The organism is Methylobacterium sp. FW102-HT35C08 (assembly GCF_058790235.1).
The window spans coordinates 472,501-485,388 of sequence record NZ_JBYTCL010000002.1 but is presented as its reverse complement, the minus strand read 5'-3'; the positions used below and the strand labels follow the sequence as shown (position 1 = coordinate 485,388).

Genomic DNA, 12,888 nt, shown 5'->3' with positions numbered 1-12,888 from the left:
GAATCGTCTTGAGCAGAATGACGGGGCAGAAGACCGGCCGGCGTGACCAAATTACGGCCGCGTCCCGCGGATATCAGAACACCCGCCCGAGATCGGCGAGCTTCGGGGCGCGGCGGTCCTTGTCGGAGAGGATCGCCGCCTCGGACGAGACCGGCCACGGGATCCCGACCTCCGGATCGTTCCAGGCGAGGGCCCGGTCGTGCTCGGGGCTGTAGTAATCGTCGACCTTGTAGGCGACCATGACGTCGGGGGTCAGGGTGCAGAAGCCGTGCGCGAAGCCGTGCGGGATGAACAGCTGCTCGCCTTTGTCGGCATCGAGCGTCACGGCCACGAACTTGCCGAAGGTCGGCGAGCCGCTGCGGATGTCCACCGCCACGTCGAGGATCGCGCCCTGCAGGACGCGGATCAGCTTGGCCTGCGCCCGGGGGGCGATCTGGAAGTGCAGGCCGCGGATCGTCCCCTGCGGCGCCGAGAAGGACTGATTGTCCTGGACGAAGGCGGTGGTGATGCCGGCGCGTGCCAGGGCATCGGCCCGGAACGTCTCGGAGAACCAGCCGCGTGCGTCGCCGAAGCGCTTGAGCACGATGTGCTTCACGTCCGGAATCTCGGTCTCGATGACGTCCATGCCAGCGCCCTTCCCGCCGATCCTGTCGCGAGGCTCAGCGGATGCCGCTTCGGCGGCTCCGAGCCGTGCCGCCGCCGCGCCGAACGCAACCGCGATGATCGGCCCGCGACTTCCGGTCATTCGCCGGCCGTGTCAAGGCGTTGTCCATGCGCTGCCGTTCGCGAGGAGAGCTGATGACGGGCGGATCGGGACATCCCGTGCCCGCCCTGCTGCTCGAGCAACTCGCCGATCCGGCCTGCGCCTGGAGCTTGGGCAGCTACGGAGCTGTCGCGGTCTTTTGCCGGGGTCCAGGAGAGGCGGTTCGGACCCTTGCGGATGGCCGGATCGGCCTGGTCACCGGCCGGGGAGCCGTGGCGCTGACCGCGTCTCCCGATCTGAGGCCGTTCGCCTACGAGACCGGCTTCTCGGGCGGCTGGAGCCAGACGGTCGCTTTGTGCCTGCCGACGGATGCCTGTGCGATGGGCCGACGCACCGTCCTGACCGAGCTCGGACCCGACACGGCGGCTGCGCGGAAGCAGGATCGCGACGGCATCCTGTTCGATCTCGGGTTGGGCCTCGAGGCGGTGGATGCCTGCGTGCGCGTGGCCGAACCGGCGGCCATCGATCGCCTCCGGGCCGGACTCGGCCGCCCGCTCCTTGCCGCGGGCGACACGCTCCGCGCTGCCCTGGCGGCCTTGAGCCCGCATCGGGTATTCGTCGCCCGGTTCGGGCGGATTGAGGTCTACACGCCGATCCCGCCGGCGGGCGGGACGATGCCCCCGGGGCCGCACAGCCATGTGCTGCCCCAACTCCTGCGGCTCCGGCGGACGCACGCGGCAACCGCGCCGATCCCGTCCGGCTGGGTGCCGTGCGCCAGCCTGCACCCGGGCCATCCCTGCAAGGATGCCATGGGCCGACCCGTGCCGTTCGATGCCGAGCGTCACGCCGCCTTCGGTCGCCTGCTCGAGGACTGGGGCGATCCGGCGCTGGCCGCTCTGCGGCGCGCGGTGCTGGCCGGCCACGAGCCCGATCCGCACTCGGTCACCGGACGTGCGGCGCGGTCCGCGCTGCGGGCCGCACGGGCCCAGCGCCGAGCCATGCCCGGGTGAGCGCGCCTCAGGGAATGCCGATGATCTTGTGGGTCTGCAGCGACAGGCGCCAGCGGGCGTCCCGGCGGCAATAGGCGATTGCGGCCTCCGTGCTGGCGACCCGGTCCGGCCCGTCCATCGGCTGGAGGAAGCGGTGGCGGAAGCCGAGGCCGACGAAGTCGGCGGGGTCGGCGTCCGCCTGCGGGTAGACCAGCTTCAGCTCGTGGCCGGTGGTCTGCGCGAGGGCGTTGCCGCCCTTCGGGCTGACGCAGATCCAGTCGATGCCGGGTGGCGCCGGCAGCGTGCCGTTGGTCTCGATTGCGATCTCGAAGCCGCGGGCATGGACCGCCGCGATCAGAGCCTCGTCGAGCTGCAGCAGCGGCTCGCCGCCCGTGAACACCACGTAGTGGTTCTCCGGCCCGCCGGCCCAGCTCTGGGCGATCGCGTCGGCCAGCGCGTCGGCGTCGGCGAAGCGCCCGCCGCCCTCCCCGTCCATGCCGATGAAGTCGGTGTCGCAGAAGCGGCACGCCGCCGCTGCGCGGTCGGCCTCGCGCCCGGACCAGAGGTTGCAGCCGGCGAACCGGCAGAACACCGCCGCGCGCCCCGCCTGGGCGCCCTCGCCCTGAAGGGTGTGGAAAATCTCCTTGACCGCGTAAGCCACTGTCGTCCCAGCCATCGTCCCGCGCGACGCGCCGCCTGCACATAGGCGGTGGACGGCTTGTGGACCACCGACAACCACGCCGCGCAGACCCGCCGTGCGGTCTCGCCTTGCTCTTGCCACGGTGGACCCGTTCATGCCGTGATGCAGCGCGGCGACCTAACGCGGCCGTCCGGGTTGTGCCTGTATCCGGCCGGCGGCCGGAAGGCCGACGCCTCGGCGTCGACCCTGGCGATCCTCTGACGAGTCGGGCTCGAATGTCCTCTTCTCTCCTCCGGCGATTGTCCGTCGGGCTTGCGGCGCTGACGGGTCTCCTCGGCACGAGCCTGATCGGGATCCGCGCCGCGGACGCCGTCACCGTGCCGATCCTGGTGGCCGACGTGGATTCCGGCAAGGTGATCTACGCGCAGGCGCCGACCGATCCCTGGTACCCGGCCTCCATCACCAAGCTGATGACCACCTACGTCGCCCTCGATCTGGTGCGGCAGGGGAAGGTCTCGCTCGATTCGATGATCACCATCTCGGCGGCCGCCGCCGCGGAGCCGCCCTCGAAGATGGGCTTCAGGCCGGGGACGCAGCTCACCCTCGACAACGCCCTCAAGATCATCATGGTGAAGTCGGCCAACGACATCGCCTACGCGATCGGCGAGAATCTCGGCGGCTCGATCGACACCTTCGCCGCCATGATGAACGAGACCGCGGTGCGGATCGGCATGCGCGACAGCCACTGGTACAATCCCAATGGCCTGCCCGACCCCCGCCAGTGGACGTCGGCCCGCGACATGGCGGTGCTCGCCCGGGCGCTGATCCGCGACTTCCCGGATTCGCACGACCTGTTCTCGATCTCGGCGATCCAGTTCGGCCGCGCCGTGATGCCGAACCACAACGGCCTGCTCGGCCGCTATCCCGGCACCGACGGGATGAAGACCGGCTTCATCTGTTCGGGCGGCTTCAACGTGGTGGCGACCGCGACCCGCAACGGCCGCCGGATCGTCACCATCGTGATGGGCCAGCCGAGCCCGCGCGAGCGCGACGTGAAGACCGCCGACCTGTTCGACTACGCCTTCGGCCAGAGCGCGGGCTGGACCAGCCCGACCCTCGAGGCGCTGCCGGCCTCGGCGCTGCCGGCGCCGCCGGACATGCGGCCCTTCGTGTGCGGTGGCAAGAAGCCGCCCGCCATCGAGGACGGGCCCGGCGCGCTGAGCGCCCCCGGGTCGGCAGCGCAGCTGATCGGCGGCTCGGCGGCCAATTCTCCGGCCCTCGCGCTCGCCGCCTTCTCGAACCCGGCATTGCGCGCCCGGAGCCTGCCGCCCCGGGCTCCCCTCCAGCCGATCGCAGTCTGGATCGGCCGCAATCCGGCCGAGGGTCAGCAGATCCTCGAGAGCCAGGAGGCCGAGCAGAAGGCTGCGGCCGCCAACACCCGCGCGGCGAAGCTCGAGGCCGCCAAGGCCAAGCGTCTCGCCGCCCTCGAGGCGGCCAAGCAGGCCCGCGAGGCGCGGGCGGAGCGTGCCCAGGCTGCCCGAGAGGCTGCTAAGGAGGCCGCCAAGACGACGGCCAAGCCGGCGCCGAAACTCGCCGCGAAGGCGGGCCGCCCGCTGCCGCACGCCGCCAGCGCCTATACCGCCGTCGAGACGCCGTCGATGCCTGAGGCCAAGCCCGGCAAGGGCCTGTCGAAGCCGGCCGCGAAGGCCACCGCGCACAAGCCAGCGCCCGCCAAGGCGGCGCCTGCCAAGGAGTCATCCGGCAAGTCGGCGGCAAAGTCGGCGGCCAAGAAGCCGGCGGCCAAGAAGGCCGCGGCCGACGAATAGGACGTGCCGCTCGGCGCCGGCGCGTTGCCGCGGGCGCCGGCAGACCCCACTTCGACGCCCATGTCACTCAGTCCCGCGCCTGCTCCGGATCCCCGCCGCCCGGAGCCGATCCCGCTCACCGTGCTCACCGGATTTCTGGGCGCCGGCAAGACCACGCTGCTGAACCGGCTCCTGCGTGACCCCGCCCTCGCCGACACGGTGGTGATCGTCAACGAGTTCGGCGAAATCGGTCTCGACCACCTCCTGATCGAGACGGTCGACGAGGATATGATCCTTCTGGGCGCCGGCTGCCTGTGCTGCACGGTGCGGGGCGACCTGATAGCGACGCTGGAGGATCTTCTGCGCAAGCGCGACAACGGCCGGATCCGGCCGTTCCGCCGCGTGGTGATCGAGACCACCGGCCTCGCCGACCCGGCGCCGATCCTGCACGCGCTGATCTATCACCCGTATCTCGTGCTCCGGTATCGGCTTCAAGCCGTCGTGACCGTGGTGGATGCCGTCACGGGGGCGGCGACCCTCGACGCCCATCCGGAGGCTGTGCGGCAGGCCGCGGTCGCCGACCAGCTCGTCCTCACGAAGGCGGATCTGGCGGTCGATACGTCCGGGATCCGCGCACGGCTCGCCGCGCTCAATCCGGCGGCCCCGATCGTCCTGCCGGAGGAACCCGCGGACGCGCTGCTCGGCGGGCTGTTCGGTCTCGACGGCAAGGCGGCCGACGTCCGGGCCTGGCTCGGTGACGCGACGCTGGTGGAGGCGGATCCCCACGCGCACGACGTGAACCGGCACGACGCGTCGATCCGGGCCCTGTGCCTGACCAGCGAAGCCCCGGTGCCCCGCCCCGCCTTCGAGATGTTCATGGACCTGCTGCGGTCAGGCCATGGGCCGAAGCTGCTGCGGCTCAAGGGTATCGTCGCGCTCGCCGACGATCCCGACCACCCCATCGTGGTCCATGGAGTGCAGCACGTGTTCCACGCGCCCCTGACGCTGCCGGCCTGGCCCGATCCCGACCACACGTCCCGGCTCGTGCTGATCCTGCGCGACCTGGATCCGGCCTTCGTGCATCAGTTGTGGGACGCGTTCCTGGGGCGCCCGCGTGTGGACGCCCCAGATGCCGCCGCCCTCACCGACAATCCCCTCGCGCTGTCGGGTTTCTGAGGGCCGGCGCGCGGCATCGTCCTTGAACCCATCGACCCGAATGGCGCTTCCGCAGCGCCGGATCGTCCCGAAATGGGACGACGCGTCGACAGGCAGGACAGGCGATGGCGCCACGCTTCACCGTGATACAGGGCGGCCTGCTCGAAAGGCCGGCGCCCGCGACGCAGGCGATTTCCGGCTTCGGCGAGAGCAGCGCGGTCTGGCGGGTCGATCTCCGCAGACCCGGCGCCGTGGATGCGACGTCCGTCTCCGCCTGGCGGGCCCTGCTGGTCAGGAATGCCGTAACCGATCCGCTGCGCGATCCCGATCACCTGCTGCCGCTCGCCCAGCACCGTCCGGCCGGGCGCCGGATCGCGGTGGCCCTCGCCTGGGACCGGGATGCCGAGACCGGTCTTGAAGCGCTGCGCGGCGTGGTGCCACTGGCGATGCCCCACCCCGTCCTGGGCGGCCGTGCCAGGGCTTGGCAGCCCGTCGAGGCGGAGATCGCCGCCATGGTCGAGCCGGCGGCCGCAGAGGCGGTGGATCGCGCCCTGCGGGTCCGGCTCGGAGCGCTGCGCCGCCCGATCCGCCTCGCTGGAGCTGTCGAGCCCGTGCGCAACCCGGTGCCGTTCCGCCCCGTCCTCGCGGCGCGCCGCGCGGCGCAGCCGCGGCCGATTCCGGCCGACAGCCTCATCGGCGTGAGGCCCGAGGGCTGGGAGCTGCCCGGATCCGAGATCCTCGCGGTGACCGGGCCCGAAGCGGTGCGCGATGCGGTCGAGACCTTTCTCACCCTCGACGCCCGGACCGCCAAACGCCCGATCATCGCCGATCCGGCGGAGGCCTCGTTCGTCCGGGTGGTGAGCCGCCTGTTCGCCCGCCGCGGCGCCCTGCGGGTCGAGTTCCTGCGCCGGGCCGGCGAGGTCGTGGCCGGAACCCTTCATCTCGGCGCCGGGCCAAGCGCCGTGCCCTGGCGGCGGGCGAGGGTCTGACCGGTCAATCCGCCGCGCACGTTGCGGCTGTCGGAGCGCCCGCCGGGGCTCTAGCTCGCCTCAATGGCGCGCGACACAACCCACGGTCCTCCGACCGCCTCACGCCGGACGTCCACCGGCCGGGCGATCTCGCCCCCCGAGACCGGAGACGCCGACCGTGTCGCGGCCGTGCTCGCACGTCTGGCCGAGGCCGACCCGGATCCGAAGGCCGGGTTCGACCGGACCGACCCGTTCCGCCTGCTCGTGACGGTGCTGCTCTCGGCCCAATCCACCGGGCCGACCGTGTCCCGCATCGCCGACGTGCTGTTTTCCGAAGTCCGCGATCCGGCCGGTATGCTGGATCTGGGCGAGGCGCGCATCACCGAGATCATCCGCCCGGTCGGGCTCGGGCCGTCCAAGGCGCGCAACATCGTCAAGCTCTCGGCCGCCCTGATGTCGGAATTCGGCGGCGCGGTCCCGCGCAGCGCCGCGGAGATGCGCCGCCTGCCGGGCATCGGCCGCAAGAGCGCGGAAGTCACGGCGAACTTCGCGTTTCATGAGCCGGTGATCGCGGTCGACACGCACGTCTTCCGGGTATCGAACAGGATCTCGCTGGCGCCGGGCGCCAACGTCGATGCCGTCGCCGACGGGCTCGCCCGGATCGTGCCGGCGCGGTTCAAGGACGGCGCGCATGTCTGGCTGTTCCGTCTCGGCCGGGACACCTGCACGGCCCGCAAGCCGGCCTGCCCGCGCTGCCTCATCGCGGATCTGTGCACTTGGCCGGGGAAGGTGACCTGAGAGTCGCTACTCGTCCTCGCCGAAGCGGTTGGCGATCAGTGCCTCGATGGCGTCGAGGCACTGCTCGGCATCCTGACCGACGGCCGTAACGGCGATGCGGGTGCCCATGGCGGCGCCCAGGGTCAGCAGGCCCATAATCGAGCGGCCGCCGACCGTCTCGCCCGCCCGGGTCACCGTGACCGCGGCTTGGTAGCGCTCGACGGTCTGCACGAACTTGGCGGAGGCACGGGCATGCAGGCCGCGCCGGTTGATGATCGGCAGCATCCGGAGGAACCCGCCCTCCGGCACTGGGACGTCGTCGTCCGTCTCGAAAAGCTCGTCCATCGTTCTGGATGTTTCCCGCCCGATCCGCGGCTGCCGCGGCCGCTTGAGCTGAACCTAAACCATTGACCGGGCGTGTCGATCCCGAACCGCCACGCCGATTGGGCCAATCTCCGCGGGTCCGCCGCCGGCTACCATTCATACTCGGCGCCCACGCCGAGGCTGGTGCGGCCGTCGCTGCCCGCCTCACCCTTCAGCTTGATCCGCCGCGTCACGTCGAAATCGACGCCAACCGCCGTGTCGGCGGGCTTGGCACCGGCCTTCACGCCGACGCTGACCCGGTCCGAGATGTAGCGCGAGGCGCCCAACGCCGGCCCGCCGCTGGCCCCGGTCGACACGTCGAGGCTGTCGAGTCCGAGGCCTTTGCGCGCCTGCTCGAACAGGTCCGGTCCGGCGGCGCCGCCCGAGAGCTGCGCGACCGCCTGCGCGAGCTGCAGGGCCTGGAACGGCGACAGGCCGCCGGCCGCCTTCTTAAACAGCAGGCGCGACAGGATCTCGTCCTGCGGCAGGACCGGGTCGGAGGTCAGGGCGAATTGCGGCGCGTCCGCCGGCCCCGAGACGGCGACGCGCGCGGTCACGTCGCCGGCCTTGGTCTCGGCGGCGAAATCGAGTTCGGGCGTGGTCAGACTACCCGCGAAGGTCAGCTTGCCGCGGCTGAAATCGAGGCGCTGCCCGACGAGTTCGAGGCGGCCGCGGCGCATCGCGAAGGCACCGACGGCGTTGGGTGCCGCGAAGGTGCCGGTGACCCGCAGCGAACCTCCGAGTTCCGCGTCGATCCCGCGGCCGCGTACGAAGATGCGGCTGGGTGCATCCACCGTCACGTCGAGGGTGGCGTCGAACGGTACGGCGGGCTTCTTCGGACGCCGCTTCGGGCTGATCGCGGCCTTCCGGTCCGCCCGCTGCGCCAGGCGCGCCCCGACGTCCGGCGAGGTGTTGACGTGGCGCACGCCCGGCAGGGGCCGAACGGTCGCGGGAAGGCGATCCGGCACGGCGACGTCGATCGACACGACATTCACCCGGCCGGCGATGCGCGGCGTCCGCACCAGCGGGCCGGCCAGCGTGAGATCGGCGCTCGACACGGCCGTCATCAGCGGGCTCGAGACCAGCTCGGCCCTGTCGGCCACGACGTGGAAGCTGCCGGGAAAGTCCGGCTGCAGGGCCACACGCCCGGTGACCGAAACCCGGCCGCCGTTGCGGGTCGCGGCGTTCAGCCGCTCGACCACGAGGCTGTCGCCCTGGCCGGTAACCCGCCCCTCGATTGCGGTGAGCCGGATACCGTTGAGCGGGTCGGTGAAGCTGCCGCCGGTCAGCACCGCCGCGCCCTGTGCCCGGGGCGCCGCCAGCGTGCCGGTGACGCCGCCGTCGATCGCGACCCGGCCGGTAACGCTCTGGCCGCCGACGCTCAGCATGGAATTAGCCAGCGCCGCTTCAAGGGTCCCGCGGGCGCGGATGTCGAGGGGACCGCCGGGCTCGACCGGCAGCGTCCCGGCCACCGTCAGGGCGACACCGCGCCCGGCCGTCACGCGCCCGTCGAGGCTGGCCTTCCCATCCGACAGGGTTCCTTTGGCGCTGGCATCGATTGGTGGCAGGCCGGCCTGCCGGGTCTGCGGCGCCACCAGCTTGACGATCGTGAGCGCGTAGCGACCCTCGGGTCGGTCGGCTGGCCCGCGCAGCTCGGCCTCGCCGTCCAAAGTCCCCGACAGCGCGAGATCGGGGGCGGCGATCCGGGCGAGCGAGAGCGGCAGCGCGCGAAGCGCCACCCGCAGGTCGAGGTCGCGCCCGGCCCGGCCCGCGACCGTGATCCGCCCGGAGCCCGCCGCGATCGCGACATTGTCGATCACCGCGCCGCCGTCGCGCAGGGTGATCGTGGCCGGACCGCTCAGGGCGAAGCGGTCAGCGCCGCGGGCGGCCGCGAACCGCTGGATCTCAATGCGCGTCTCCTCGGCCGGAACGAGCCGGGCGGCGGCGTCGAGTCCGAACCCGCGGGCCTTGGCGGTCAGCGTCACGTCGCTGCCGCTCGGGTTGGCGACGGCGGCGAACCGGACCGCATCGATCTGCTGTCCGGCGGCAAGCAGCCGGTCGGCGTCAAGGCGCCCGTCCAGGACCGGATGGGCGCGGAGGTTGCGGCCCCTGAGATCGGCGTCGAGCCGGGTCAGGCCATAGGTCCCGTAGCGCAGGGCAGCCCCGCTCGCCCGGATGACGGCATCCTGGTGCCCGTCGTCCCGGGTGAGGGTCACGCTGGCATCGAGCCGTCCCGCGATCGGCTCCGGCGCCAGCGGTGAGAGATCCTCCAGATTGCCGGCCCGTACCGCAAGCGAACCGGCCGACAGCCAGGTCTCGGCAGCGACCCTGGCGTTCCCCTCCACCGCAACGGAGCCGAGATTCAGCGCGAGCCGGTCGACAACCCAGTCGTCACCGGCGTGCGCGACGTGAGCCTGCCCGGTGAGCGGCTTGCCGGCGATGTCGCCGCCGAGACGCAGGCTGCCGTCCGGAGTCAGAAGTGCGTCCGTCAGGACCGCTTCGACCCGCAGGTCGCGGATCGGCTTGCCGTCGGCCGTGGCCGCGGGCGCCGTCAGGATCGCCGTGAGGTCCGGGTGCTCAAGGGAGCCGGTGAGCCGTACATCGATGCCGGCGCGCCCCGTCAGACGCCCGTCGAGATCGGCGAGGCTCTTCAGGTCGAGCCGGCCGGCCACATCGGCTTTGGCCGAGGTCGCCTCCCCTTGGAGCGTCGCGGTCAGGCCGGTGCCGTCCAGGCGCAGATGGTCGAAGCCGTAACCGGCGTAGGATTGCGCGATCCGTCCTTGAAGGCTCGGCGCCCGTCCCAGGGCGCGGTCCGCGGCCGCGAGTCCGGTGACGAGCTTCGCCGTTGTCAGGTCGAGATCGGCCGCCAGGGCTTTGCGGGCCGGATCACCGCTGAGCCGCGCCTTGGCGTCCAGGCTGCCCGCAAGACCGCGCCCGGCGATACCGGAGAAGACCGCGAGATCCGGCAGGGCGGCGGTGACGGTCCCGGTCAGCGTGTTCTGGCCGATGCGCCCGGCATAGGTCGCCCGCGCCGTTTCGGCGTCGAAGCGGAGCGCGGCGACGTCCACCACTCCGTCCGGGCCGGCGGTCGCCCGCAGCGTGAGCTGCGCGCGGCTGCCGACGGCCCGGCGCAGGGCCGGATCGGCGAGACGCAGCCCCTCGATCGTGCCGTCCGCGCTGATCGCGAAACGCTGCGCCGCGGCCTCGCCCTGCGGCTCGACACCAAGTCGCGCCGCGATGTGCTCCAGGGCCGAGTCGCGGCTACGCAGGCCCTCCGCTTCGAGACTGCCGTGGATCGTCGGCCCCGTGATCGGGCCTTTCAGGCTGCCGTCGAACACGAGCTTGCCGATCTCGGCATCCCCGGCCCGAGTGACCACGCCCTCGGTCGGCACAGCGCGGGCCTGGAGCGTCAGGTCGGCGATCCGGTCCTTGGACAGGCTGCCACCCGCCGCGAGACGGGCGGTGCGCGAGGTCAATTCCAGCCGGTCGATCCGGAAGGCGCCGCTGTCGGCGAAGGCCAGACCACCTTCGAGCTTGGTCGTGCCCGCGAATACCGAGGCCGCCGGCCCCGGCACGAGGCCTTCGATCCGTGCCGCGAGATCGAGGGCGAGCCGGCGTTCGGCGCCGATGCGGGAGATCTTCGCGCCGCCCTTGGCGCCGATCTCCGGCCCGGCGGCGAAGTCGAGCTTGGCGGACCACGCGTCGAGCGTCCCTGTCCCGTCGAGATCGAAGTCGATGGGCGGCGCCCCGGGAATATTGGCCGCCCGCGAGAGCAGGCCTCCCGCCGGCTCGATGAGGTTTGCCTTCACATCAAGACGATCGCCCGTCGGCACGTAGAGCAGGCTGAGCAGGAACCGCCCGGCCGCATCGAGGCGCTGCGCCCGAGCCTGCAGGTCGAGCCCTTCGCTCGCCGCGCCGAGTCGCGCACGCCCCTCGGCCGAGAGCCGGGCCGGCTGCCCAGCGACCGCCTCGCCGAGCACCAGCTCGGCCAGCTTGAACCCCTTGATCTCGACCTTCACGGGCAGGTCCGGCAGCAGCTTGCCGTCGGGCTTGGCCTCGGGCGGGGTCGGACCGGGCACCGGGCGGCGAAGCACTTCGAGACGCCCGATCTCGAGGCTGTCCACCTCCAGCCGCCCCGACAGAAGCGCGAGCCGGCGCCAGACGATCCGCGCCTTGTCGAGCTTCAGCCAGACACCGTCGCGGTCGCTCACCGCGACGTCGCGGATCGTGGCGTCGGACGACAGGGCACCGTCCACCGCGCCGATGGCCACCCGCGACGACGGGGTCGAGAGCGCCCGGGAGAGCAGCCCCCCCAGCACGGACTTGTCGCCCGCGTCGGCGCGCGTCAGCGTGACAGCCGTCGTCAGAAGAACGGCGAGGCCGATCAGGATGCAGGCCAGGCGCCCCGCCCTGCCGAAGGCCCGTCGCGCGTCTGTCAGCCCGTGAATAACAGCCATTCAGAACGCCTGCCCCAGGCTGAGATACAGGACGGCCGGTCGTACGTGGCCGCCCTTATAGGGGTCGAGCGGGAAGGCGAGATCCGCGCGGATCGGGCCGATCCCGGTGTAGTAGCGCAGGCCGATGCCGACCGATTTCCGGATCTTCTCGTCGAAATCCGGCACCGCGGAGGCGAAGGCCGTGCCCGCGTCGAAGAACGGCACCACCCCGATCGTGTCGGTGACCTTGATGCGGGCCTCCAGCGAGGCTTCCAGCAGGCTGCGGCCGCCGATCGGCAGGTTGTAAGGCCCGATCGGACCGAGGGTCCGGTAGGGATAGCCGCGCACCGAGCCGCCGCCGCCCGCGAAGAAGCGGAAATTGTCCGGGATGTCACCCAGCGGCGCGCCGGAGACCGAGCCGAACCCGACCCGGCCCGCCAGGATGTAGCGCGCTTCCGCGTCGAGGGCGTAATAGGTTGAGCCCTGCGCCTTCGCGACGACGATTCCGGGCGACGAGATCGCGCCGGGATAGACCGCGAGCGACGCGATCGCCCGCACACCGCGGGTCGGATCGAGGAGGTTGTCGGTGGAATCGTAGGTCACCGAGGCCGGAACGCCGATCAGCCGGTAATTGACCGTGCCGAGGGCATCCTTCGACCGGCCGACCTGGGCGTCGAGCCCGACCTGCGCCGAGAACGTGTCGGAGAAGCGGTGCCGGATCGCCGCCGACGCGCCGCCGCCATCCACCAGATAGCTCTGCTGCACCTCGCGGGTGACGAAGGCATTGGCGAGAAGGTCGTTCCGGCTGCCCCAGAGCGCCGGCTGGACGTAGGTCGCGGAGAGGCGTCCGCCGAGACCGTTGGTGCCGATCCCGGCGATCTTGCGCTGGGTCGCGAACGGATCGTTGCCAAGGCCGAGATAGTAGATGTCCGCGTCGAGCCGGAAGGTCTCGCCGCCGCCGAACAGGTTGCGGTTGGCATAGTAGGCGCGCACGCCCGGCCCGTCGACCGTCGAGTAGCGCGCCGACACCCCCACGAGGTTGCGCTCGCGCT

The 12,888-nt window shown here is 71.9% G+C and carries 10 protein-coding genes (1 of these 10 only partly in view); 5 read left to right on the top strand and 5 right to left on the bottom strand.

The genetic code is table 11. From position 1 onward, the window contains the following. Window positions 1-73: 73 nt before the first annotated feature. On the bottom strand, window positions 74-625 hold the full coding sequence (rfbC, locus tag AC3WSN_RS02400) for a dTDP-4-dehydrorhamnose 3,5-epimerase (protein WP_492536091.1): 552 nt from the start codon (window positions 623-625) through the stop codon (window positions 74-76). A gap of 173 nt (window positions 626-798) precedes the next feature. On the opposite strand from rfbC, the gene AC3WSN_RS02395 reads away from it, so the two are divergent. Next, on the top strand, window positions 799-1,713 hold the full coding sequence (locus AC3WSN_RS02395) for a DUF6925 family protein (protein WP_492536089.1): 915 nt from the start codon (window positions 799-801) through the stop codon (window positions 1,711-1,713). A gap of 7 nt (window positions 1,714-1,720) precedes the next feature. On the opposite strand, the gene queE is transcribed toward AC3WSN_RS02395, so the two are convergent. Beyond that, window positions 1,721-2,353, bottom strand: a complete 633-nt coding sequence (queE, locus tag AC3WSN_RS02390; protein ID WP_192708782.1) for a 7-carboxy-7-deazaguanine synthase — start codon at window positions 2,351-2,353, stop codon at window positions 1,721-1,723. Window positions 2,354-2,607: 254 nt separating this feature from the next. Between queE and AC3WSN_RS02385 the strand changes: the two genes are divergently transcribed. From AC3WSN_RS02385 to AC3WSN_RS02370, 4 genes are all read left to right on the top strand, one after another. After that, complete coding sequence (locus tag AC3WSN_RS02385; RefSeq protein WP_492536087.1) at window positions 2,608-4,158, top strand: D-alanyl-D-alanine carboxypeptidase family protein; 1,551 nt, start codon at window positions 2,608-2,610, stop codon at window positions 4,156-4,158. Window positions 4,159-4,218: 60 nt separating this feature from the next. Continuing rightward, window positions 4,219-5,313: a CobW family GTP-binding protein gene (locus AC3WSN_RS02380; protein WP_492536085.1), complete on the top strand. Its 1,095-nt coding sequence runs from the start codon at window positions 4,219-4,221 to the stop codon at window positions 5,311-5,313. 104 nt (window positions 5,314-5,417) lie between these two features. After that, complete coding sequence (locus tag AC3WSN_RS02375) at window positions 5,418-6,281, top strand: GNAT family N-acetyltransferase (RefSeq protein ID WP_492536084.1); 864 nt, start codon at window positions 5,418-5,420, stop codon at window positions 6,279-6,281. Window positions 6,282-6,344: 63 nt separating this feature from the next. Next, complete coding sequence (locus AC3WSN_RS02370) at window positions 6,345-7,058, top strand: endonuclease III domain-containing protein (RefSeq protein ID WP_492536082.1); 714 nt, start codon at window positions 6,345-6,347, stop codon at window positions 7,056-7,058. A gap of 6 nt (window positions 7,059-7,064) precedes the next feature. On the opposite strand, the gene AC3WSN_RS02365 is transcribed toward AC3WSN_RS02370, so the two are convergent. From AC3WSN_RS02365 to AC3WSN_RS02355, 3 genes are all read right to left on the bottom strand, one after another. Next, on the bottom strand, window positions 7,065-7,382 hold the full coding sequence (locus AC3WSN_RS02365) for an HPr family phosphocarrier protein (protein WP_492536080.1): 318 nt from the start codon (window positions 7,380-7,382) through the stop codon (window positions 7,065-7,067). A 128-nt stretch (window positions 7,383-7,510) separates the two neighbouring features. Then, on the bottom strand, window positions 7,511-11,857 hold the full coding sequence (locus tag AC3WSN_RS02360) for a translocation/assembly module TamB domain-containing protein (RefSeq protein WP_492536078.1): 4,347 nt from the start codon (window positions 11,855-11,857) through the stop codon (window positions 7,511-7,513). Next, window positions 11,858-12,888, bottom strand: partial view of an autotransporter assembly complex protein TamA gene (locus AC3WSN_RS02355; protein WP_192708492.1) — the 3' portion only. The gene runs 925 nt beyond the window's last position; the window shows 1,031 of its 1,956 coding nt (coding positions 926-1,956); its start codon lies beyond the right edge, outside the window; it ends in the stop codon at window positions 11,858-11,860.

Coding starts and splice junctions, on each gene's coding strand:
- rfbC (WP_492536091.1), bottom strand. CDS start 625: ATGGACGTCATCGAGACCGAGATTCCGGACGTGAAGCACATCGTGCTC.
- AC3WSN_RS02395 (WP_492536089.1), top strand. CDS start 799: ATGACGGGCGGATCGGGACATCCCGTGCCCGCCCTGCTGCTCGAGCAA.
- AC3WSN_RS02385 (WP_492536087.1), top strand. CDS start 2,608: ATGTCCTCTTCTCTCCTCCGGCGATTGTCCGTCGGGCTTGCGGCGCTG.
- AC3WSN_RS02380 (WP_492536085.1), top strand. CDS start 4,219: ATGTCACTCAGTCCCGCGCCTGCTCCGGATCCCCGCCGCCCGGAGCCG.
- AC3WSN_RS02375 (WP_492536084.1), top strand. CDS start 5,418: ATGGCGCCACGCTTCACCGTGATACAGGGCGGCCTGCTCGAAAGGCCG.
- AC3WSN_RS02370 (WP_492536082.1), top strand. CDS start 6,345: ATGGCGCGCGACACAACCCACGGTCCTCCGACCGCCTCACGCCGGACG.
- AC3WSN_RS02365 (WP_492536080.1), bottom strand. CDS start 7,382: ATGGACGAGCTTTTCGAGACGGACGACGACGTCCCAGTGCCGGAGGGC.
- AC3WSN_RS02360 (WP_492536078.1), bottom strand. CDS start 11,857: ATGGCTGTTATTCACGGGCTGACAGACGCGCGACGGGCCTTCGGCAGG.